Annotated in this window: 19 protein-coding genes; 2 read left to right on the plus strand and 17 right to left on the minus strand. The window is 59.1% G+C overall.

Annotated elements, in window-relative coordinates; all coding sequences use genetic code 11:
* The 9 genes from PHV01_RS11250 to PHV01_RS11290 all read right to left on the minus strand — a co-directional run.
* A partial coding sequence (locus PHV01_RS11250) for an ABC transporter ATP-binding protein (RefSeq protein WP_337291256.1) occupies positions 1–502 on the minus strand: 502 nt, incomplete at its 3' end.
* Positions 503–512: 10 nt separating this feature from the next.
* Positions 513–1946, minus strand: coding sequence for an efflux RND transporter periplasmic adaptor subunit (locus PHV01_RS11255; protein WP_337291257.1), 1434 nt, complete (start codon positions 1944–1946; stop codon positions 513–515).
* A gap of 5 nt (positions 1947–1951) precedes the next feature.
* Positions 1952–3562 carry a TolC family protein gene (locus tag PHV01_RS11260; protein WP_337291258.1) on the minus strand — a complete coding sequence of 537 codons (1611 nt, stop codon included), beginning with the start codon at positions 3560–3562 and terminating at the stop codon, positions 1952–1954.
* A 42-nt stretch (positions 3563–3604) separates the two neighbouring features.
* Positions 3605–4033, minus strand: coding sequence for a hypothetical protein (locus PHV01_RS11265; protein WP_337291259.1), 429 nt, complete (start codon positions 4031–4033; stop codon positions 3605–3607).
* Complete coding sequence (locus PHV01_RS11270; RefSeq protein WP_337291260.1) at positions 4014–4586, minus strand: hypothetical protein; 573 nt, start codon at positions 4584–4586, stop codon at positions 4014–4016. The genes PHV01_RS11265 and PHV01_RS11270 overlap by 20 nt, the downstream gene beginning before the upstream one ends.
* Positions 4583–5245, minus strand: a complete 663-nt coding sequence (locus tag PHV01_RS11275; protein WP_337291261.1) for a sigma-70 family RNA polymerase sigma factor — start codon at positions 5243–5245, stop codon at positions 4583–4585. Before PHV01_RS11275 ends, PHV01_RS11270 begins: the two co-directional genes overlap by 4 nt.
* A gap of 288 nt (positions 5246–5533) precedes the next feature.
* Complete coding sequence (locus PHV01_RS11280) at positions 5534–6991, minus strand: FAD-linked oxidase C-terminal domain-containing protein (RefSeq protein ID WP_337291262.1); 1458 nt, start codon at positions 6989–6991, stop codon at positions 5534–5536.
* A 34-nt stretch (positions 6992–7025) separates the two neighbouring features.
* Positions 7026–8387, minus strand: coding sequence for an FAD-binding oxidoreductase (locus PHV01_RS11285; RefSeq protein WP_337291263.1), 1362 nt, complete (start codon positions 8385–8387; stop codon positions 7026–7028).
* A gap of 2 nt (positions 8388–8389) precedes the next feature.
* Positions 8390–9757 (minus strand): aspartate aminotransferase family protein, encoded by a 1368-nt coding sequence (locus PHV01_RS11290; protein WP_337291264.1) that lies wholly within the window; start codon positions 9755–9757, stop codon positions 8390–8392.
* Between the two features lie 609 nt (positions 9758–10366).
* On the opposite strand from PHV01_RS11290, the gene dnaA reads away from it, so the two are divergent.
* Together dnaA and hpnA are read left to right on the plus strand one after the other, a co-directional pair.
* Positions 10367–11752, plus strand: coding sequence for a chromosomal replication initiator protein DnaA (gene dnaA, locus PHV01_RS11295; RefSeq protein ID WP_337291265.1), 1386 nt, complete (start codon positions 10367–10369; stop codon positions 11750–11752).
* Positions 11753–11850: 98 nt separating this feature from the next.
* Positions 11851–12843: a hopanoid-associated sugar epimerase gene (gene hpnA / locus PHV01_RS11300; protein ID WP_337291266.1), complete on the plus strand. Its 993-nt coding sequence runs from the start codon at positions 11851–11853 to the stop codon at positions 12841–12843.
* Positions 12844–12951: 108 nt separating this feature from the next.
* Here the strand turns inward: hpnA and PHV01_RS11305 are convergent, their stop codons facing one another.
* From PHV01_RS11305 to PHV01_RS11340, 8 genes are all read right to left on the minus strand, one after another.
* Positions 12952–13701, minus strand: coding sequence for a cytochrome c biogenesis protein CcdA (locus PHV01_RS11305; RefSeq protein ID WP_337291267.1), 750 nt, complete (start codon positions 13699–13701; stop codon positions 12952–12954).
* A gap of 26 nt (positions 13702–13727) precedes the next feature.
* The gene (locus tag PHV01_RS11310) at positions 13728–15074 is read right to left on the minus strand and encodes a pitrilysin family protein (protein WP_337291268.1); all 1347 of its coding nucleotides are present in this window, start codon (positions 15072–15074) and stop codon (positions 13728–13730) included.
* Between the two features lie 110 nt (positions 15075–15184).
* Complete coding sequence (locus PHV01_RS11315) at positions 15185–16537, minus strand: pitrilysin family protein (protein ID WP_337291269.1); 1353 nt, start codon at positions 16535–16537, stop codon at positions 15185–15187.
* An 18-nt stretch (positions 16538–16555) separates the two neighbouring features.
* A complete protein-coding gene (locus tag PHV01_RS11320) occupies positions 16556–16918 on the minus strand; it encodes a DUF192 domain-containing protein (RefSeq protein ID WP_337291270.1) in 363 nt (120 codons plus the stop codon).
* Positions 16919–17022: 104 nt separating this feature from the next.
* Positions 17023–18102, minus strand: a complete 1080-nt coding sequence (locus PHV01_RS11325) for a trypsin-like peptidase domain-containing protein (protein WP_337291271.1) — start codon at positions 18100–18102, stop codon at positions 17023–17025.
* Between the two features lie 249 nt (positions 18103–18351).
* Complete coding sequence (locus PHV01_RS11330; protein ID WP_337291272.1) at positions 18352–18513, minus strand: YHS domain-containing protein; 162 nt, start codon at positions 18511–18513, stop codon at positions 18352–18354.
* A 14-nt stretch (positions 18514–18527) separates the two neighbouring features.
* The gene (locus PHV01_RS11335; RefSeq protein ID WP_337291273.1) at positions 18528–18992 is read right to left on the minus strand and encodes a CYCXC family (seleno)protein; all 465 of its coding nucleotides are present in this window, start codon (positions 18990–18992) and stop codon (positions 18528–18530) included.
* A 73-nt stretch (positions 18993–19065) separates the two neighbouring features.
* Positions 19066–21604, minus strand: a 2539-nt coding sequence (locus PHV01_RS11340) for a heavy metal translocating P-type ATPase (protein ID WP_337291274.1), incomplete at its 5' end; no start/stop codon positions are given.

Genomic DNA, 21604 nt, shown 5'->3' on the forward strand with positions numbered 1-21604 from the left:
CCAGGATGATCTGCGGATCGTTGACGAGCGCTCGGGCGATCGCCACCCGCTGCTGCTGGCCGCCGGACAGTTGACTGGGGTGGTGATCCTCACGGCCGGCCAGTCCGACCGCGTGCAGCGCCTTGAGCGCCTTGGTCTGGCGGTCGCGGACTGCAGCACCGTTATAGAGGAGCGGCAGTTCTACGTTCGCGACGGCGCTCGTCCTCGACAGAAGGTTGAACGACTGAAAGACGAAGCCGATCTTCTTATTTCGAATATCGGCCAGCTCATCTCGACTGAGTTGACCCACGCTGACGCCGTCAAGACGGTAGCTGCCGGATGTCGGCTTGTCCAGGCATCCCAGGATGTTCATCAAGGTGGACTTGCCGGACCCGGAGGCGCCCATGATCGCCACAAACTCCCCCCGTTCAATGTGGAAGGAGACCCCCCTCAGCGCCTGGACGGTCATGTCTCCGAGCCGGTAGTGCTTGACCAGATCCTCGATCTCGATGAGCGCTGCCATGACCCCTGACCTAGAATCTCGGCCCACGCTGGCCGAACGGCTGCGCCGGCCCGCCCGAGGCCTCCTTGGACACAGCCCCGATGATCACCTCGTCTGCCTCTTTCAGATCGCCCTCGAGCAGCTCGCTGGTGCTTCCATCCGTGATGCCCAACTTCACCGATACCGGCTGAGGCGTTTGGTCGTGTCCCAACACCCAAATGGTCTGACTGCTGCCTCCCTTTGCCCCCCCACGGGCCCTTGGTGCGCCTTCGCCTGTACCCGCACCTGAAGCGGATGCGCGAACAGCCCCCTCCTTGCCTGCCGACTGGCCTTTGAGGCCCGGAGGCCGGAAGCGCATGGCGGCATTTGGCACCTTAAGGACGCCCTCGCGCCTGTCCACCAAGATCTTGACATTCGCCGTCATCCCCGGAAAGAGTTTGAGATCAGGGTTGGACACTGCAATTACGGCATCATAGGTAATGACGTTCTGGATGTTGATGGCCGCCTGCCGAATCTGCACGACCTTTCCCTTAAAGATCTCACCCGAAAAGGCGTCGACGGTGAAGGTTGCGTCCTGCCCCACGTGAACCCGTCCGATGTCGGCCTCATCCACGTTCGTGTCCACCTGCATCTTAGTCAGGTCCTGCGCGATCAGGAACAGGGTCGGCGCCTGGAGTGAGGCTGCTACCGTCTGTCCGACATCCACATTTCGCGAGACGACGGTCCCGTCCACCGGCGCCCGTATATAGGTATGATCGAGGTCAACCTGGGCTTGCTTCAGGGCCGCCTCGTTCTGCTTCACCTGCGCCTCAGCCGACGCGAGTTGGGCGACGGCAACCTCGTGCTGGGCCTGGGTGGCGCGAATGGTATAGCCCGCGGCCTGATCCTGGGCCTTCGCGGCCTCGAGGGCCGCGACGTTGGAATCGTGGTTGGCCTGCGCCGAATCACGTTCCTCGGCCGAGATGCCGCCCTCTTTATAGAGATCGATCCGGCTTCTGAGCTTGATCTGAGCGTCCAGGACGGCGACCTTGGCCTTGGCCGCGTTCGCCTTCGCGGCTTCCAGTGACGCCCTGGCATTGGCGATGTCGGCTTCGGTTTTCTGGATCATCGCCCGGGCGTTGAGGACGGCCGCTCGGACATTTTCCAGGTTGCCCTTCGCCTGGTTCACCTTGGCCTCAAAGATCTCCGGATCGATCCTGGCCACCAGTTGCCCTTTCTTGACCTTGGTGTTGAAGTCGGCATGCAGCTCCTTGATATTCCCGGAGACCTGGCTGCCGACCTGAACGGTGACGACGGCGTTGGGGTTGCCGGTCGCCGAAATGGTGGCCTCGATGTCCCCCCGCTCTACCTTGGCTGTCCGGTACTCAACGTGGTTTTGCCCGCGCAGGTACGCCCAGCCACCCAGACTGGACAGTACGCTCAGGCCAATGATGACCGATAGCGCCTTCGCTTTTGGTATTTTCATGGGTATCACAGCTCGAGCTGATTTTTCTCCAGGATCGTGCCTTTCTGAAGCTCGAGATTGGCCAAGTCCTGATTATAGGTCGTGATCGCCTGGATCTCGCTGGCTTGGGCTGCCGCCAAGTCTCGCTGGAACGACAGGACGTTGAAGGTCGTCGTGACGCCGGCCTCGAGCCGTTTCTGCTCGACCCGGAGCTGCTCCTCCGCCAGCACCCGCGCCGCTCTGGTGGCCTCCACGCGACGGACATCGGCCTCCACGCGACGGACCGCCTCCCGAACCTGAGTGATGATCTGTCGCTTGAGATTCAACAGACTTGTCTCAGCCTGATCGTGGCTGAGCTTTGCCTGAATAAATGCCGACCTGGCGGAGCGGTTGCCTAACGGGTACGTCAGGACCAAGCCTGCCGACCACTGGGTAAAATCGCCTGAGGTCAACCGATCCAGATCGCCGCCGGCGCTGCCGTTCAAGCCGTTGAGGCCGACATTGCCCTGCAATTGGAGACTGGGCAATAACTGGTTCCTGGCGACTCTGAGGTTCAGGTCGCTGTTCTGAATGGTCAACTTTTGCGCAGCATACTCTGGCCGCTTCTCCAGGGCCTCCTGAATACTGGCATCCGTATTCACCTGGACCACTTCAAACGGTGGCGTGTCGGCTGGGAGGAGCGTCCTAGCCCAGATTCGCTCACCGTCAGGGAAGTTGATGATAAGCTTGAGTTGATCTTCGGCGTCCTTGATCGCCTTCTCGGCCAGGATTACGTTTTGCACCTGGGCGGCAGCCTGAGCCTCCGCTTGCGTCACCTCGACCGGCGCCGCGACACCAGCTCGTACCCGGGCCCTGTTCAGTTCCTCCAACTCCCTCGCCAAGCGCAGCGACCGCTGCTGAACCTCCAGGTTCTCAATCGCAAACACCAAGTTCCAGTAGGCGTTGTGGACACTGGTGATCACCTGATTGGCTTGTTGACGGAGCTGCGTCACCGAGATCGCCTGATTGTTCCTGGCAATCTTGATCGGCGCGGTATTCACATCGACGCCGAAGTTCTTGAGGAGATCCTGCGTGATGCTCAACGTCAGGACCGACTTGTACGAGGGGTTGATATCGGCAAATTGCGAGTTGGTTTTATATCGGTTATTGGTCAAGCCCAACGTGTAGCTGGCGCCGAACGGCAGCTTCTGAACGAGAGAGGTATTGACATCTCGATTTTCTATTGTGTTGACCGTTGCTCCTGCAAGCCGCGTCGCTGTAGGCGAGGTCGTCCGGTTCGCATCGAGCGTAAGGGAGAAGGTCGGATCAAAGATCGACTTCGCAATAACGATGTCCTCGGATTTGAGTTTTGGGTTATAAGCGGAAATGACAATATCCAGGTTATTCTTCACGGCCAGCAGGACGGCCTCGCGGAGGGAAAGGCGAAGTTCGCCTACCTCCGTCAGCTCGGTCTGGCCCGATTCCGCTTGGGGCACTGACTGAACGACCAGGCGCCTCAGATCGTCAGATACCCCGACGCGAGTCGGATCAAGAGGGGATGAAAGAACGTTCTCCGCTCCCACCGCCACAACAGGTAAAATGATCAGAAACATCGCCGACATCGTCCACGAGTACACTATGCGCTGCAACGCCGTCATGCTACCTCCTTTCCTCCTTCACCATTCACCCTATACCTTATTCTACGGCTTGCGCTCCGACGCCGGAGGTGGCGAGGCCGCCTGTTCCTGCACCCGACGCTCCTCGTCCCACCGCTTGACAAACGCCTCGAAGCGGGGCTGCTGCTCGGCATTCAGGACCCCGCGAATTCGCTGACGCGCCCGCTGTCTTACCTCCTCGAACTGCGGCTGAAGACGCTTGCGCAGGGCCAGAAACTCCTCGCGCGTCTCATCCAGCGCTGCATTCAATGCGCCCATCTGCGCCGGCTGAAGCCGTACCGCCTCCGTCAGCTCTTGGACGTAGCGCTCCCGATTGAACTTCCCAGTCCAAACAGCCTGGGGCATCGCTTCCCTCCGGCGAGAGTACGCCGACCAGCTCAGGGCGCCCGCCGCAAAACCCAGGAGAAAGACGACGAGAAAGGCGAGTCCAACCTTAGCGCGTGTCTCGATCATCTGACCCATCCCGCACTTCGCCCTTACCCCTTCCCTCTCCCACCGGGAGAGGGAGCGAGGGTGAGGGCCCGCGCGCGTCATCCTGCCTCAACGCAAACGCCAGCATCTGGTCCCGACTGGGCTGTCCGACCACTCCCGGTAGGTTTACTTCCTCCAGGGAAAAGGCGTACACGTCCGTTCCGCCACGCACCTGAACGGGGAGCGACGAGCGCGATCCGCCCACCGGGAGCGTCACCCCGGCGAGCAGCAGGACTCCCATAGCCAGCGCCGGGATCAATCGCCTGGCGAATCCCCAGGCATGAAGCAGGCGTATGTCGGGCTGGCTGATCTCCAACTCCTCCAATCGCGCTCGCAACCGAGGGTAAAAGGTAGGTCCGGGTCCGGTCTCTTCGCGCAAGGCCTGAAAGAGCGCCGACGACAGCCTGGCGATCTGTCTCGCCTCACCGCACGGAGGGCAACTCTTCAGGTGAAGTGCGAGCGCATTATAGTCTGCAGAGGAGTGGCCTTCCCGGCCCTTATCCTTCAACAGTTTCTTTGCCTTGCGACAAGTCATCCGCCCCCTCCTTCACGATGTGCCGCCTCTTCTTCCTGACGGATCATGCGCTGAAGCCAAGCCTGCATTGCCCGGCGCGCCCGCCATAGACGGACCTTCGCGGCCGCTCTGGTACAGCCGATGGCATCGGCAATCTCCGCAATCTCAAGTCCGTGAACTTCCCGCAATGTGATGATCAGTCGATCCTTTGGCGCAAGGTCGGCTAGAATCCGCTCCGCAAGATCTCTGGCTGCAATCTGATCTCCGCTCTGGGTCTCAATTGACGAATACCCCTGCTCGGCCAGGCAATGCATAATATCACGCTCACCTTCCCCCAAGTCGGTAAAGGTCACCTCAGCGTGTCGACGGATTCTCCGAAGGTAATCGTAACAGGTGTTGACGGTGATCCGGCGAAGCCACGGCGCGAATGGGGCCCCCGGCCTGAACCGCCCAATGGCCAGGTACGCTTTCAGAAAGACGTCCTGAGCCAGATCTTCTACGTCCTGCTTCCGCCGGAGAAAGCTGCCGATGATGGTACACACATGCCGGTCATACAGCCTGAGCAGGGCCTCGAAAGCTTGCTGGTCGCCTTCCTGCGCCTGCCGGATGAGATGGGCTTCTCGCTCTGAGGCTTCTCGCCATCTCTCGGCAGACTCCTGGTCTTTCCTTCTATCATTCATAAGTACGTATGGTGAGGCTGTCCGGTTACCTGCATGTTCCCATCGCCTGTCTGTGTGTGGCACGCACAGACAGGCGCCCTTCGCTGTCTGAAAGGCGAGCCAAGGCCACAAAGGCCGATAAAGAAGCTGTCCTGTAAACCCCTTATTGTGCTTCGACAAGCTCAGCACGAACGGTTAACCATCTATACTTTTCAATGCATATTCCGTTCGCCCTGAGCGTGTCGAAGGGTGAGCGGAAGTTTGCAGGATAGGCTCCAAGGAAAGAGCTGGGAGACGGGCGAAAAGAGGTCAGTAGCGCTGGGCGAGGCCCTCCCGTTCAACACGGTGTGGCCGATAGGCAACATGAGTTTCACCACAGGACCTGGCGGTGGGCAAGAGCTTGCCGGGGTTACACCGTAAAGAGCGGTCGAAGACCACCCGAACTCTCCGCATCGCCTCGAGATCGTCCGAGCTGTACATGAGGGGGATGAAGTCGATCTTCTCTATCCCGATTCCATGCTCCCCCGTGATGCTGCCTCCGACAGACAGGCACAGTCTCATGATCTCCGCCCCGGTCGCAATGGCTCTCTGCAATTCGCCTTCCCTGCGGGAGTCGAAGCAGATCAGGGGGTGGAGGTTGCCGTCACCCGCGTGGAAGACGTTCGCAATCACGAACGCGTTGCGTTCCGCGATCGCCTCGATCTCTCTGAGCACCTGCGGAAGTGTAGTCCGAGGGACCACGCCATCTTGCAGGTAAAATTCGTGGGTAATCCGGCCTACGGCAGCGACCGCACCCTTCCGTCCCCTCCAGAGGAGTGTTCGCTCCTGCTCATCCTGGGCGATGCGAAGGTCAAGGATCCCGTGCCGGGCGCAGATCAACTCGATCCCCTTAGCCTGGGCCTCGATCTCCGCGGCAGGACCATCCAACTCGATCAGCAGCACCGCGCCGGCGCCTTCAGGGTAGCCGATCTGCAACCACTCCTCAAGCGCCTTGATGATGTGACGATCCATCATCTCCAGGGCCGAGGGGATCATGCCTGTGGCAATGATCTCCGATACCACCTCGCTGGCCGCGTCGATGGTGCGGAATGAGGCCAGCAGCGTCTTTATGGCCTCAGCTTGGCGCAGGAGGCGGACGGTCACCTTCGTCGCGATCCCCAGGGTCCCTTCTGAGCCGACAAAGAGGCCAGTCAGGTCGTAGCCGGGACAGTCCAGTGTCTTGCCGCCAACCTGCACAATCTCCCCCGATGGCAGGACCAGTTCCAGTCCGAGGATATGCATCGTCGTGGTCCCGTACTTCAGGCAGTGAGGGCCTCCGGCGTTCTCCGCCACGTTGCCGCCGATGCTGGAGGCCGCTTGGCTTGCAGGATCCGGGGCAAAGTAATACCCACGGTCAATAACGGCCTGAGTCAGGGTAAGATTCACCAGGCCCGGCTCTACCACGGCTCGCTGATTCGCAAGATCGATCTCCAGGATCCGGTTCATGCGGTTCAGTCCGATAATTACCCCGCCTTGAACAGCAATGGCGCCACCAGACAGCCCGGTCCCCGCTCCACGCGGGAGGAAGGGAAGCTGCTCCCTGTCGCAGAACTTCACCACCTCAACCACTTGCGCTGTACTATCGGGAAGGACCACAAGATCAGGCGGCCCCTTCTCCAGAAAAGTCATCCCATCGCATTCGTAGACTGTCAGCTCAACCGGATCCGAGATAACCCACTCCGAGCCTACAATGGCCGCCAGCTCTTTGACGATCCTTCGCTTCTCCATGTTTACCTATACCCTACCCTCTATACTCTCGCTCTTAGATGCCTCCCACGAAGCGACCAGGATTGAGGAGTCCTTGGGGATCGAGTGATCGTTTCAATTCCCGCATCAGGAACAGGGCGTTTCCGACCGGACCCCACACATCGACGCCGGCCTTAATTGCCGGCGGAGCAGACAGGATCACCAGGCTCCCACCATCGTGCAGGATCCATCCTCGAAGCTCCTCAACCCCTTTCGCGATGGAGGCCGGACCCTTCTCCTGCGAACCCGCCTCATCCCTCCAGCACAACCGGATGATCCCGCAGCCGGCCTCAGAGACGGCGGCCGACTCCAGGCCGAGATCTCGGCCAAGCGCTTCAGCGCGGTGGATGGTCTTCAAGACCTTTGTAGGCAGGACACTCGCCTTCAGCATCACCCAACTCCGACCATCGTCACTCGCTGACGGAAAGTCGCAGATGGCTCTCCACAAGCTTTCTTGTGCGCTCCCCTCCAAGAGGGATCCAGTCACGGCCCCATCCAGGTGGCAGAGCTTCCTGATGGCCGCAATCTGGGTATCTACCGCCTCGGGTACACTTCCCACCGATACAGCCACTGTGACAGTCCCCGCAGGAAATACGCAGCCGGCCTGCCTGCTAACCGATTGTGTCGCAAAGAGTGAAAGGAACTCGATCCTGGTGCAGACGATGGTTGAGTGAAGGATCTGAGCCATCGCGCAGGCAGCCGCTTCGCCCGTCAGGAACGACCCTACCCAGGTTCGCTCGACGGCCGGCAGTGGATAGAGTCTCAAGGTGGCCTCGAGAATAATCCCAAGCGTCCCCAGTGAGCCGACGTAGAGTTTGTTCATGTCGTATCCGCTGACGCTCTTGACCACCTTCGCGCCGCCCTTCGTGACAGTACCATCAGCATGAACGACGCGAATCCCGATGACCAGGTCGCGGGCGGTCCCATACCGGTGTCGCCACGGACCGCTCGCATTGGTGGCAAGGATACCCCCGATCGTTACCTGCTCGGAGCGCGCCGGATCGAAGGGTAGAAACTGGCTGCTGCCGCGAAGAGACGTCTGGACCTCGCGAAGCGGTGTTCCGGCTTGGAAGGTCGCCGTGAGATCACCCGGTTCGTGATCGATGATCTGATTGAGCCGCGTCAGTCCAACAACCAGATCGACCCTCGCAGGGATACCCCCAAGGCCGATCTTCGTTCCGCTTCCCCACGGCACAACCGAAACCCGCTCGGAGAAGGCGAACTTCATGACCTCGGAGAGCTCCTGCATATTCGCAGGGAGGACGACCGCTTTGGGGGCCTTGCCATCCACGGCGTATGGGGCACAGAGCTCTGCCGCGAAGATATGATCTGCTCCGACAATCTCAGCCAGCCGCCCTGTCAGGCGTTCAGAGTTCACGCTTATAGGGCGCCTTCGTCCTGCATCAGACGAAGTGCAGCCTCGAAGGCTCGAATCGTCTTCTCGATCTCCTCATCCGAATGCGCCGCCGAGAGCCATCCGTGAAAGAGGGGAAAATCGACGCCGTGCAGGATCAGCGCACACCGTAGCCGGTGATATGCCTCATGGTTCGGATGGTCCATGAGGAGGTGGTGGTTGAGCTTGAAGAAGGGTTGGTCGAGGACAAGGTCATGACGATGAGGCCCGAGGAAGAGGTTGACGATTGAAGATTCACCGTAGACACAGACATCCGCCCCGAGTGCCTTGATGACCTCGGTGAGCCCGTTGCGCAACGTCTGTCCGGTACGATCGACTTCGATCTGGACCTGGCCGTCGGCCAGAATCTGGAGCGTCGCCAGACCGGCCGCCGCTGAGAGCGGATTCGCGTTGAAGGTGCCGGCATGACCCACCCGCTCTTCCCGATTCCAGATCGGATCATCCCTGAAGGCCATCTGGTCCATCAGAGGGGCGCTGCCGACCACGGCCCCACCAGGGAGTCCCCCGGCCAGGATTTTGGCCAGCGTGGTCAGGTCCGCGTAAATCCCATACCGCTGCTGTGCGCCACCAGGGGCTAAGCGGAATCCACTGATCACCTCGTCGAAGATGAGAACTACGCCTTGGGCTCGGGTGAATTCGCGGAGTCGGGTCAGGAAGTCGTAGTCGGTCGGGATCGTGCCGCAACTGCCACCCGCCGGCTCCAGGATCACACCGGCGATATCGTCCCTGCCTGAAGCCAAGGCCATGAACGCGTCCCAGTCGTTAGGCGGGCAAATGAGGATCTCATCAAGAACGCCTTGCGGAACGCCGGCGGAAACAGGCCGGTCAAAAGGCGGACGGACCGCAACCGCCGCGTAGTCGTGCCATCCGTGAAAGTGGCCCTCGAACTTGACAATCTTGCCCCTACCCGTTGCGGCCCGAGCGAGCCGGATCGCCAGAAGCGTTGCCTCAGTGCCAGAACCGACGAAGCGAGTTCGATCGACCCACGGGGTGAGCTTCAGCACCTGCTCGGCCCACCGAACCTCCAGTTCGTGGCAGGCGCCGTAGTGGGTCCCCCGACCGAGCTGCTCGGCGATGGCTTCTCGAACAGCCGGGTGCCCGTGGCCAAGAATGAGCGCCCCATGTCCCACCCAGTAGTCGATTAACTCGTGACCATCGGCGTCCCACTTCCTGGCTCCTTGGGCCCGCTCCACGTAGATCGGGAAGGGCTGGAGGTGTCGGATATCGTGAGTCAGGCCGCCCGCAATGGTCGTCTGCGCTCGACGGAACAGGCCCTCAGAACGAGGATGCATCCGGCGAAACTGCTCGTAGATTGATACCCCACTCTTCTTCAATCCTTCACCTTTTTCTCATGCAAGAACGATCTTAGGTCTTGGGGATTGGATCCTGGGTTGTAAATCCAACATCCAAGATCTATGATTCATGATCGTCTTTCGCTTTCACTTGGCACCTGATACGTAAGATCGGTGTCACGTTAGCATGCCCTCCCCTCACTGTCAACGCGGCCCCGCGTGCCGCGATAGCTCGCGCTGCACTGCCCATGGCTTCACGAGACGCCTGCTTATCAGCCGACGGCTGTATCACAGTGAAGTGAATCATCGTAACATATTGATAACACGGTTATTTTTTATCAACAAATGATTATTTTCCCAAGCCCACAAATGACTTGACAGTCGTGCTGTGGTGGGCTAAAAGAGACATCTCTTCAGCAACGTAGTGCCGGTAATGACGCATGAGACACGGTTTTCCACAGTCACCTTATCTTACGAACCCGTCAAGCATCGGGAACAAATGCCCTCTTCATAAGGCAGGGCAACCATTTACGCCTTATCCACACCTGTGGATAAATCTGTGGATAATGGAAACCACGTCTGACAGGGATTCTCTGGCAATCGCAAAGAACTTTCCTAATAGATTTAATACGTTATATAAGGAGGCTTCCTGTGGATAACAATGGGCAAAGCGCGCAGGTGAATCCGACCAATTCTTCTGCCAAGGCACAAGAAATCTGGAAAGAAGCCCTGTCGACCATTCAGGGTAAGGTCACGCGCCAAAGCTTCGACAATTGGTTTCGCCCATTGGCCCTGGAGTCATTGGAAGGCTCATGTGTTACGGTTCGGCTCCCGAATCAATTCTTTAAGGAGTGGTTCGAGGACCACTATCTCACCGTTCTCAAATCGGTGTTCACGGATCTGATGTTCACCAATGTCGAGGTAGTCCTCCGTGTTGCTGAGCCGGGCGGGCAGAGCGAGCCCGATGTGAGGCCAGAGCCTGCTGCCAGGCGACCGATCAAGCGATATCGGAACGAAACCGCAATCCTCAACCCGAAGTATACCTTCGAGAACTTCGTCGTGGGTAGCTCCAGCCAATTCGCCCACGCCGGCTGTCTGGCCGTGGCAGAGCAGCTTTCGAAAGCGTACAACCCGCTCTTTATCTATGGGGGCGTTGGCCTGGGGAAGACCCACCTGCTCCATGCGATCGGCCACCTGGTCCTCAAACGAAACGGCAGACTCAGGCTGTCCTATGTCTCATCTGAGAAGTTTACGAACGACTTGATTAATGCCATCCGTTTTGATTCCACTGGTGAGTTCCGTAACCGCTACCGCAGCCTGGACCTGCTGCTCATCGACGACATCCAGTTTATCGCCGGCAAAGAGCGGACCCAGGAGGAGTTCTTCCATACCTTCAATGAGTTGTACGACTCCTCGAAACAGATTGTGATCTCCTCTGACAGCCTCCCACGCGAGATCCCCACGCTGGAGGAGCGGTTACGCTCCAGGTTCGAGTGGGGACTGATCGCCGACATCCAGCCGCCAGACCTTGAGACAAAGGCCGCCATCCTTCGGAAGAAAGCCCAGGCGGAGGGCACGCGACTCCCTGATGATGTCTCACTCTTTATCGCCAAGAACGTGCAGTCGAATATCCGGGAACTGGAAGGCTCGCTGGTCCGTCTCATCGCCTACGCCTCGATGACGGGCCGGGACATCACCCTGGAGCTCGCCCAGGAGACACTGAAGGAACTGACCGCCGAACGGGCCAAGGTCATCACGCTGACTGCCATCCAGCAGACGGTAGCCGAGTTCTACCGGGTCAAGGTCGAGGATCTCAAGTCCAAGGAGAGAAACCAGGGCGTAGTCTTACCGCGCCAGGTGGCCATGTACCTCAGTCGAACGCTGACCGCCTCCTCGCTGCCGATGATCGGCGAGGCATTCGGCGGAAAGGACCATACGACAGTGATTCACTCCTGCGAGAAGATCAAGCGGAGGCTCACAACCGATGAGGCATTCCGGCGACAAATCGAATCCCTCTCCCAATCGATAACCTCCTAGCGCCCTTGGGGCAGCTACAAGGAACTGCCCCTGCACGCGCTCTTCGCGCCTTGCATTGACCGTTGCCTAAACGGGACTGTTCGCGTAACATCCAGTCTATGCTGACCCTTGTCACGGGTGGGACCGGCTTCGTCGGCACGGCTGTGGTCCGGCTGTTGCTTTCGGAAGGGCATGCCGTCCGGGCGCTGGCTCGGCGCGGAAGCGACCTCCGGAACCTCGACGGTCTCGACATTGAACTGACCTTCGGCGATCTCCTTGATAAGAAATCGCTACGACAGGCTGTTAAAGGGTGCCGGCGGCTCTACCATGTCGGGGCTCACTACTCGCTCTGGGAGCCCTCATCGGAGGTCTTTTACCGGGTCAACGTGGACGGCACCAGAAATCTATTGGAAGCCGCCATGGAGGAAGGGGTTGAGCGGGTTGTCTACACCAGTACCGTCGGCACGCTCGGCCACCGAGAAGATGGCGCTCCAGCCAATGAGGAGACGCCGGTCAGCCTTGACCAGATGACCGGCCACTACAAGCGGTCAAAGTTTCTGGCCGAAGAAGAGGCGCGAGGGGCCGCGCTTCGCGGACTGTCGGTCGTGATCGTCAACCCAAGCACACCGGTCGGACCGCGCGACATCAAACCCACGCCGACGGGTCAGATTATTGTCGATTTCTTAAATCGCCGAATGCCGGCATACATCGACACCGGCCTGAATTTTATCGACGTGGCTGATGTGGCGCAAGGCCATCTGCTCGCTGCCGAGCGCGGCCGGGTCGGAGAGCGGTACATCCTCGGTCGAAGCAACCTGACGCTGCATGAACTCTTCGCCATCCTAGGACAGATCGCACAGCTCCCGCCACCAAGAGTCCGTGTGCCGTATCAATTGATCCTACCGCTGGCCTATGCGAACCACTGGCTTTCTCATTTCATTACCAGGAAGCCACCACGAATCCCGTTGGAGGGGGTGAAGATGGCCAAGCGACGGATGTTTTTTGACGCTTCCAAGGCTGTGCGGGAGCTGGGACTGCCGCAATCGCCGATCGAACAAGCACTTGAGGAGGCGGTCCGCTGGTTCACTGATAACGGGTATGTGGAGAGATAGGCGCCACGTACGAAAGACAGGGCACAAGCAGTGAAGTATGTAGCAATTAGTACGATCTTTTCTGGTGTGACCCTAGAGCCCCTAACCCCTATACCCTATTTGTGATGTTCAGAGCCTCTGCCAAAGCCATTGCGGCGTCAGGCGAAGGGCGTAGGCCGAGAGGAGCGTGAAATAGTTAGTGAGCAGCAGGCAGCCGACAACGACCAGGAAGATCCCGCCGACGGCACTCACAATCGGTACCAGATGTTTCAACTGGTCAAAATAGTCGAGAAAGCGATTGATGGCAAGAGCACTCAAAAAGAATGGAATGGCGAGGCCGAGCGAGTAGGCGCCGAGCAGCAGGATCCCGGTTTCGGCAGTCTTGGCCGTGCTCGCGTACAGCAGGATGGAGCCCAGGATCGGGCCGACACACGGGGTCCAGCCGGCGGCAAAGGTCACCCCCACGACAAACGCGCCCAGATATCCGGCCGGCCGATCATGCAACTCGACCCGGACCGTCCGGCTAAGAAACGGGAGCTTGAGGAAGCCGGCAATGTACAGACCGAACAGGATGACCAGCACGCCCCCAACCTTTCTGAGAATCTGCTGATAGTCAAACAGGAGCCGACCCAGCAGGCTGAAGGAGGCGCCCAACGACATGAAGACGACGGAAAAGCCGAGGATGAAACAGAGGGCGTTCAGGATGATCGCCCGGCGTGTTCTGGCATTGTCCACTGAGCCCGACAGTTCACCGAACGAGAGGCCGGTCACGAAGGAGAGGTAGGAGGGAAAGATCGGGAGCACGCAGGGTGAGAGGAAAGAAAAGACCCCGGCCCCCAGGGCCATCCAGACGGTCAATGCTTCGCCGGTCCCCAACATCAGCAGCCTCTTGTCTTCGCCCTACCCTACTCGGAGAGCGCTGCCTTCGCCTGGTCGGCCACGACGACAAGGACGTAACCCTCCGGATTGAGATAGGTGCGCGCTACCCGCAGGATATCCTCTTTACTGACGCCATCGATCAGCGACCGGTAGCGGTCCGCATAATCCAGACCCAGCTTATAATACTCCACCGAGGAAATTAACCCGGCGAGTTTCGCGTTGGTATCAAGCCGAAGAGGAAAGCTTCCGGTGAGGTAGGCCTTCGCATCAGCCAGTTCCTGATCGGTTACTCCCTGCTCCCGGATCCGCCGAAGCTCCCGCACCACCTCCTGTACCGCCGGGCCAGCGGTCTCATTCTTCGTCTGCAGCACCACCCGAAACGACCCTCGCTCCAGGCCGGGAGAGAATTGGGAGCTGACATCATAGGCCCAGCCCTTCTGCTCACGTATTCGCTCCACCAGACGGGAAGAGAAGCCGCCCCCGCCCAGGATGTAGTTCATCACCGTCAAGGCGTAGAAATCCGGGTTATCCCGCCGGATTCCCTGATGGCCAAGGACGATATTTGCCTGCGCCACGTTCCGGTCGATCCTTTTGACGACGATCTTCTCCTGAAGGGGCGTGGGCTCCGTCGCCCTCGCCACTGTTCCATTGCCTTTCGGCCACGAGCCAAGCAGCGCGCGGATCTGGTTGGTGATCTCGCTTCGGTCAATGTCGCCCACCACGGTGACAAAGGTCCGTTCCGGAGTATAGTGATCGCGATGGAACCTCACAATCTCATCCCTGGTGATCGTGGCGAGGGTTGTGTCGGTCCCTTCAAGCGGACGGCCGTACGGGTGGCTCCCAAAGACCAGATCATTAAATGCCTCGTGAGCTACCTCACCAGGATCCTCCTGTCGCTTTCGTAGCGCCGCCTTGAGCTCCTGCACCTTCCTGGCGATCTCCCCTTGCTCAAAGGCCGGATGACGCAGGACATCCGTCAGCAGTTCCAGCCCCTTTGGTAAATCCTTCTTCAATACGGTCAGATCCAGTTCGCTCAGATCCCGATCAGCGGATGAAGAGAGAGAGGCGCCGATGAAGTCCACCGACTCATCAAGTTGGGCGGCCGTCCGAGTCGCCGTGCCCCTCGTCAACAGCAGGGCTGTCAGATTAGCCAACCCCGCACGCCCTTTCTGCTCCCACAGGGAGCCCGCTTGCACGGTCACTCTGATGGTGACAATCGGCAGCGCCCGGCTGCTTCTGACCAGCAGCGTCAGCCCGTTTTCCAGAACCTGCCGTTCGGCTAACGGCGCCGCAGCTACGAGCATGGGCTGCAGCAGGAGCAGAATGAGGCTGAACGACAAACCCCATCGGTATCCGCGTCTCGCGCTGATCATTATCCTTCGCACCTCAAAACCAGGGTATAGGGTTTAGGGTGTAGGGTATGGGGTATATAAATCCTAAACCCCAACCCCTAAACCCTGCACTTAACACTTCGCACCGCGCACTATGGTTTGCTCTTCGTCGGGATTAGCACGGCAACGGTGCGGTTTTCCGGCGTCAGGTAGGTTTTGGCAACCCGCTGCAGATCCGCTGCCGTGACGGCGCGGATCCCTGGGAGGTACGCCTCCCATGCGCGCCAGCCTGCCACGATCTCATACTCGGCCAGTTGTCTGGCCAGATTGAATACCGAATCCTGCCCGAACAGGAAGCCGGCTTCGATCTGATTCTTCGCCTTCTGCAGCTCGCGGTCCGGAATGGACTCATTCTTTACGCGCTCAATCTCTGCCGTCAGAGCCGCTTCAACCTCTTCAGCCGTTTTGCCTGGCATCACGCTGGCGTACAGAGGGAAAAGGTTCGGATCGATGCTTTCCCGCTCATACCCCCCGCCGGCAAACAGAGCAAGCTGTTTCTCATAGACCAGGCTCTTGTATATTCTGGCACTCTTGCCGCCGGACAGGATATAGGCCAGCACCTCGAGCGCAAAGTTGTCGGGATGTTTGAGGTTCGGAACATGATACCCCATAAACACAAAGGGCAGTTCCGCCTCCTTTTTCAAGAAGAGCTTTCGCTCTCCTCGTTGCTCCGGTTCCACAGCGCGGACCGCGGGCGGCTCTACGCCCCGTGGAATCACGCCGAAGTACTGCCGGATCTTCAACAACAACTCATCGCTCTTGAAGTCGCCAACCACGATCAGCACGGCGTTATTCGGCACATAGTAGGTATTGTAGTAGCGTACCAGGTCTTCCCGCGCCAACCCCTCGATGTCGGACATCCAGCCGATGACAGGCTGCCGGTATGGGTGCGCCTGAAAGGCAGCAGCCTCCATCACCTCCCTCAGGGCGGAGATAGGCTCGTCTTCTGTCCGTAACCGCCGCTCCTCCATCACGACTTTCTTTTCCGAGTCTATCTCTTTCGAATCGAGCAACAGATTACGCATCCGATCAGCCTCGAGCTTTAAGGCCAGCTCAACCCGATCCGAGGCGAATGTCTCGAAGTAACCGGTATAATCCTCGCTGGTAAAGGCGTTGTCGCGGCCGCCATTTTTCTTGATGGTCCTGGAAAACAGGCCGGGACCCAGCGTCGAGGTCCCTTTGAACATCATGTGCTCCAACAGATGGGACAGTCCGGTGGTTCCTGGTTGCTCATTGCGCGCACCGACCCGGTACCAGACGTGTATCGTCACTACGGGCGCCTTGTGCTCTTCAAGCAGCAAGATTTTCAGTCCGTTCTCGAGCGCCGATTCCTTCACCCTGGCCGTAACCTGAGCGTCTACGAAGCCTGGGGCCAGGATGACGCACAGAACCATCCAGACTATCGCCATTGCCTGTCCTCGCAGGCGCTGTATCCACTGTCTCATCGCCGCTACCATGACGCGCTAACGACTTGATCCTTCATATCTGACACGGACCGTCTGCCCCTCCTTGACGCCCATCTCCAGGGCGAAACCTGCCGGGACCTCCAACACTAGATCTGCCACATGACTGAGGATGGCGGGCGTCTCACGTGAGCGCGGCGGCGCAATGCTCGCATCAATGGCCACGATCTTGCCCTCCCGGATCCAGACGATATCGATCGGAATCAGCATCCCCTTCATCCAGAATACCCGTGGCTTCGCCGCATCAAAGGGGAAAAGCATCCCTCTACCCTTTGGAAGCGATGACCGGTCCCCCAACCCCCTGGCCTGTTCCTGTGCGGTCCGCGCCACCTCAACAGTAATCGTCACTCGGCCGTCAATCACCACCTCGCCCCCTTGAAGAGCTGAGGCGTTAGAAACCTGAAGTAGGTATAGCAAAATAGAGAACAAGAGCGGGAGCCCCTGGATGAAGAGATTCTGAACCGCCTTCATTTCTCAGGCAGCTCTCCCAGTCGAACCGACAGGGTGAATGGCCGACCATCTCTGAGAACCTCGATCTTCACCTGATCTCCAACTTTTCGCTCCCCATCCAGAAAGGCCGTCAGGTCGTCTATCGATGTCACCTTTCGGCCTTCGACCGCAACGATGATGTCTCCTCCCATACCGACCAGCATGTTACCAACCCGCGCCTTTCTTGTGCTGCCCCTGATACCGGCACGATCCACCGGACCTTTTGGAGAGACCTGCATCACCACGATGCCTTGCCGAACCGGAAGCTTCAGGGCGTTGGCCACCTCCGGCGTGATGTCCAGGCCGGCAACGCCCAACCAGGGATGACTGACTCGTCCCTTGGCGATCAACTGGGGAAGCAGCCGCTTCGCGGTATCGATAGGGATGGCAAAACCGATTCCGACCGACCCGCCGCTCGGTGTATAGATGGCGCTATTGATCCCGATGACTTCGCCTCTGGAGTTAAGCAGCGGTCCGCCTGAATTGCCGGGATTGATCGGCGCATCGGTCTGGATGACGCCTCGAATCTGGCGTCCACTTTCGGAACGGAGCGTTCGACCCACCGAACTAACTACGCCGCGGGTGACAGTTCGATCCAGACCGAACGGATTGCCGATGGCAATGGCCATCTGTCCCACCTGCAAGGCATCACTGCTTCCTAACTTCAACGGGAACAGCTTCTCCTTCGAAACAGAGATCTTGATTATAGCCAGATCGTTACTGGGGTCACGGCCGATCAACTTCGCCGGCACCTTACTCTTGTCGGTTAACGTCACCTCCAGACTGTCGGCCTCTTCCACCACATGATTGTTAGTCAAGATATATCCTCGGTCATCCACGATGAAGCCCGTACCAGTCCCTTTCTGTGGCACCGGATTGAAGAACACATCGTACGCCAGAGCGGTGCTGGTGACGTGAACAACGCCAGAGCTGGCATGTTTATAGACCGATATGACGATCTGTTCCTCAGGGCTGAGACCGGCGCTTTCCGCTTGGGTTTTTTGTGCCCGGACATCAACCCCAACTGCGAGGCACCCAGCGGTAAGAAGTGCAGCCACAACTGAGCACCGTACCTGAGCGGAAAAGTGGGCAGGCAAATATCTCACTCCTTTGATTGCGTCGGCAGCACAAAAAGAAAAGTGGCCCCTCCATCTACTTCGGCGACTGTAAACTACCAGCATTGGCTTGTCAACGCCCATCAAGATCAGAATTTAGGGTATCGGGGTTAGGGCAAACGACCCGCCGCCCGCCTGATCGGAGAGCAGTATAGTAGTGATCGGAGCCTATTGTCAGTACCGCGACTGGTTCTAGTGACAACTATGGGGTTTCTGAATGTATTTCTCAGGTGACTGCTCGAAGGCCCGTTTGCAGCCTACGGCGCAGAAATAGTAGGTCGCGCCTTGATAGACAGCCGTGGCCGCTGCCTGCTTTTCATCCACCATCATCTGACATACGGGATCTTTGGCCATCGTTCCTCCTCCTCTTACCTGGCATATTTTCGGTCGATTGCCGCCTTAATCTCTGAAACCTTCTTTCCCTGCTTGTGCATGGCATACGCATCCAGCGTAATGTCTTGGCACATCGTTCACGTGTCCGCATGCCGGTCCGCGTAGCAATCCAGATTATTTTGATGGCCGGCCATCCTTCCGCAACCACAATAGCACGGCATCTGCTCGAGCAACTCCGGCACTTCCTTAGCGATCCGATAGGTTTCTGCCAGCTTCCCAGTGAACAATGCCGGCGATGGCGTAACCGGCCGCGGCCGTCTTGGAATTGCCTGAAGCAGACTATTGCTGTCTGCTGCCCAACTCGCTGCTCCGCGCCAATCAGCAACAGGCGCGACGAGAAGGCCGAGCAGACCTCCGGCAAAGATCCTGAGAACCGATCGTCTGCCTGCGTGCATCGTACAGGTAGATCGGTCGGGCTGCTTCACTTCATCACGCTCCATAAGCGTTCATCCACCCCCTTCCTTGTGTGCATTGTGTCTGTTGAGTCTTTTGAGTAGAGTTAGCGTGTTTGGTTTATGCCATAGTTACGGCCATAGGCCGGAATCGTCGCAATCGGAGGGCATTACTGACCACGGTGACCGAAGAGAGCGCCATGGCTGCACCGGCCAGGACCGGACTCAGTAGTACCCCAAACAACGGGTACAGAACACCGGCGGCTACCGGGATCAGGACCACATTATAGGCAAACGCCCAAAACAGATTCTGCCGGATGTTTCGCATCGTCAGCCTGCTTAACTGCAGCGCTGTCACGACGCTTCGCAGGTCGCCCCCAATCAGGGTGATATCAGCCGCTTCCATCGCCACATCAGTCCCTGTTCCGATGGCGATCCCGACATCGGCCTGGGCCAAGGCAGGGGCGTCATTGATCCCATCGCCCACCATCGCTACCAGTTTCCCCTGCTCCTGAAGTCGCCGAACCTCCAGTGCCTTATGTTCCGGCAGGACCTCGGCCAATACCCGATCGATCCCGACCTGTCTGGCAATCGCCTCGGCGGTCCGACGAGTATCGCCGCTGATCATCGCGACCTCGATGCCAAGGCCATGCAGGGCGGCCACGGCCGACTGTGAATGCGGCTTCACGACGTCGGCCACCGCCACGATCCCGAGAAGCCGACCATCAGCGGCAACAAACATCGCCGTCTTCCCCTCTCCCGAGAGCGCTTCCACCTGCGCGTCCGTCCCGACCAGGTCGATTCCATGCTCCTGCATCAGGGCTGTGTTCCCGAGAAGGACCTTTTGCCCCTCCACGACGGCCCTAATCCCGAATCCCGGGATCGCCTTGAACTCCTGCGGCTCGGCGAGGGCAAGCCCCTTCGCCTTGGCGTGATCAATGATCGCCTGTCCAAGCGGGTGCTCGGAGCCTTGTTCCGCCGATGCCGCCAGTTGGAGTAGAGTGCTGGGTGTTGGGTGTTGGGTGTTGGGTTCCAAGCTCGGAACAATGTCTGTGACAGATGGTTGGCCGATAGTCAGCGTGCCGGTTTTGTCGAAAATGATCACGTTCACCTGGTAGGCCCGTTCAAGACTCTCGGCGTTCTTGATCAGGACGCCGTACTCTGCCCCCTTCCCGATTCCAACCATAATCGACGTAGGCGTCGCGAGACCCAGGGCACAGGGGCAGGCGATTACCAGCACGGCCACGAAGTTCGAGAGGGCCACGAGAAATGCCTGCTCTCCCCCGAGCAGCAACCAGACCCCGAAGGTCGCGGCGGCGATAACTAGGACGATCGGCACAAAGACCCCGGCGATCTTATCGACCAGTCGCTGGATGGGCGCCTTCGATCCTTGGGCCTGCTCGACCAATCGGACGATCTGAGCAAGGACGGTCTCCCGTCCAACCCTGGTCGCCTCGAACTTGAAGCTGCCCATCTTATTGATCGTGGCGCCGATCACTTGATCGCCCGGCCCCTTCTCGACAGGAAGACTCTCCCCGGTCAGCATCGATTCATCAAGCGCCGACCGACCCTCGCGGATGATCCCGTCTACCGGCACCTTCTCCCCGGGCCTGACCAACACCAGGTCGCCGACCTTGACCTCCTCAACCGGGATGTCTTGCGCAAGGTCGTCACGGATCACTCGAGCGGTCTTGGCCCGAAGCCCCATCAGTTTCTTAATCGCCTCGGAGGTCCGACCCTTCGCCTTGGCCTCCAGCCACCTTCCCATGATGATCAGGGTCATCAGGATGGCGGCGGTGTCGTAGTAGGTCATCGCCTCCATCCCCGCTGGCGCGATGGCCGCAGGGAAAAAGGTAAGCGCCGCGCTGTACAGGTAAGCCGCATTCGTTCCGATCGACACTAGACTATTCATATCGGCAGTTCGATGTGTCAGGCTCATCCAGAACCCTCGATGGAACTGCCAGCCGACCCAGAACTGTACCGGCGTGGTGAGGGCGAAGAGCACGTAAGGGTTGGAGAGCGGTGCCGGAGCCCATGCAAACCAGTCAGGGAAGCTGCCCAACAGGACTGGGACGCTGAGGACCGCCCCGACCAGAAACCTGGTCCGAAGCAGATGGATCTCCGCTTCTCGCATCGTCTTCTCCACATCCGGCGTTGGAGCAGCGGCCATGTCCGGGACCGCATACCCGGCCGCTTCGATCGCGCGGCGCAGATCAGTCGGTCCGGTGACGGAGTCGAGATAGGTCACCGTTGCCCGTTCCGTTGCAAAGTTGACGGAGGCGGCGACTACCCCGGGAACTGCCTGCAATGCTTGCTCAATGTGCGCCACGCAAGAGGCGCAAGACATTCCCCGGATCGGCAGGACGACCTCTGCTACCGCCACCCCGTAGCCGAGATTCTGAACCTCCCGAACAATCCGATCGATGGTCACCCGTTCGGGATCATACGAGATTGTGGCCGCCTGCGTCGCAAAGTTGACGGCCGCGTTCTTGATACCGTCGAGTTTCGACAGTGCAGCCTCGATTGTGGCCACACATGACGCGCACGTCATGCCTTTGATCGGAATCTCGACGACCTGAAGGGGGTGGGGGGTGGGGGGTGGGGGGTGGGGGGATTCAGTCACATACTGTTCCGGCGACTTGTCGAACGCCTCCTTGCAG

This window comes from Candidatus Methylomirabilis sp. (genome assembly GCF_028716865.1).
Classification (GTDB): Bacteria; Methylomirabilota; Methylomirabilia; order Methylomirabilales; family Methylomirabilaceae; genus Methylomirabilis.

Coding starts and splice junctions, on each gene's coding strand:
- PHV01_RS11255 (WP_337291257.1), bottom strand. CDS start 1,946: ATGAAAATACCAAAAGCGAAGGCGCTATCGGTCATCATTGGCCTGAGC.
- PHV01_RS11260 (WP_337291258.1), bottom strand. CDS start 3,562: ATGACGGCGTTGCAGCGCATAGTGTACTCGTGGACGATGTCGGCGATG.
- PHV01_RS11265 (WP_337291259.1), bottom strand. CDS start 4,033: ATGATCGAGACACGCGCTAAGGTTGGACTCGCCTTTCTCGTCGTCTTT.
- PHV01_RS11270 (WP_337291260.1), bottom strand. CDS start 4,586: ATGACTTGTCGCAAGGCAAAGAAACTGTTGAAGGATAAGGGCCGGGAA.
- PHV01_RS11275 (WP_337291261.1), bottom strand. CDS start 5,245: ATGAATGATAGAAGGAAAGACCAGGAGTCTGCCGAGAGATGGCGAGAA.
- PHV01_RS11280 (WP_337291262.1), bottom strand. CDS start 6,991: ATGGAGAAGCGAAGGATCGTCAAAGAGCTGGCGGCCATTGTAGGCTCG.
- hpnA (WP_337291266.1), top strand. CDS start 11,851: ATGCTGACCCTTGTCACGGGTGGGACCGGCTTCGTCGGCACGGCTGTG.
- PHV01_RS11305 (WP_337291267.1), bottom strand. CDS start 13,701: ATGTTGGGGACCGGCGAAGCATTGACCGTCTGGATGGCCCTGGGGGCC.
- PHV01_RS11310 (WP_337291268.1), bottom strand. CDS start 15,074: ATGATCAGCGCGAGACGCGGATACCGATGGGGTTTGTCGTTCAGCCTC.
- PHV01_RS11315 (WP_337291269.1), bottom strand. CDS start 16,537: ATGAGACAGTGGATACAGCGCCTGCGAGGACAGGCAATGGCGATAGTC.
- PHV01_RS11330 (WP_337291272.1), bottom strand. CDS start 18,513: ATGGCCAAAGATCCCGTATGTCAGATGATGGTGGATGAAAAGCAGGCA.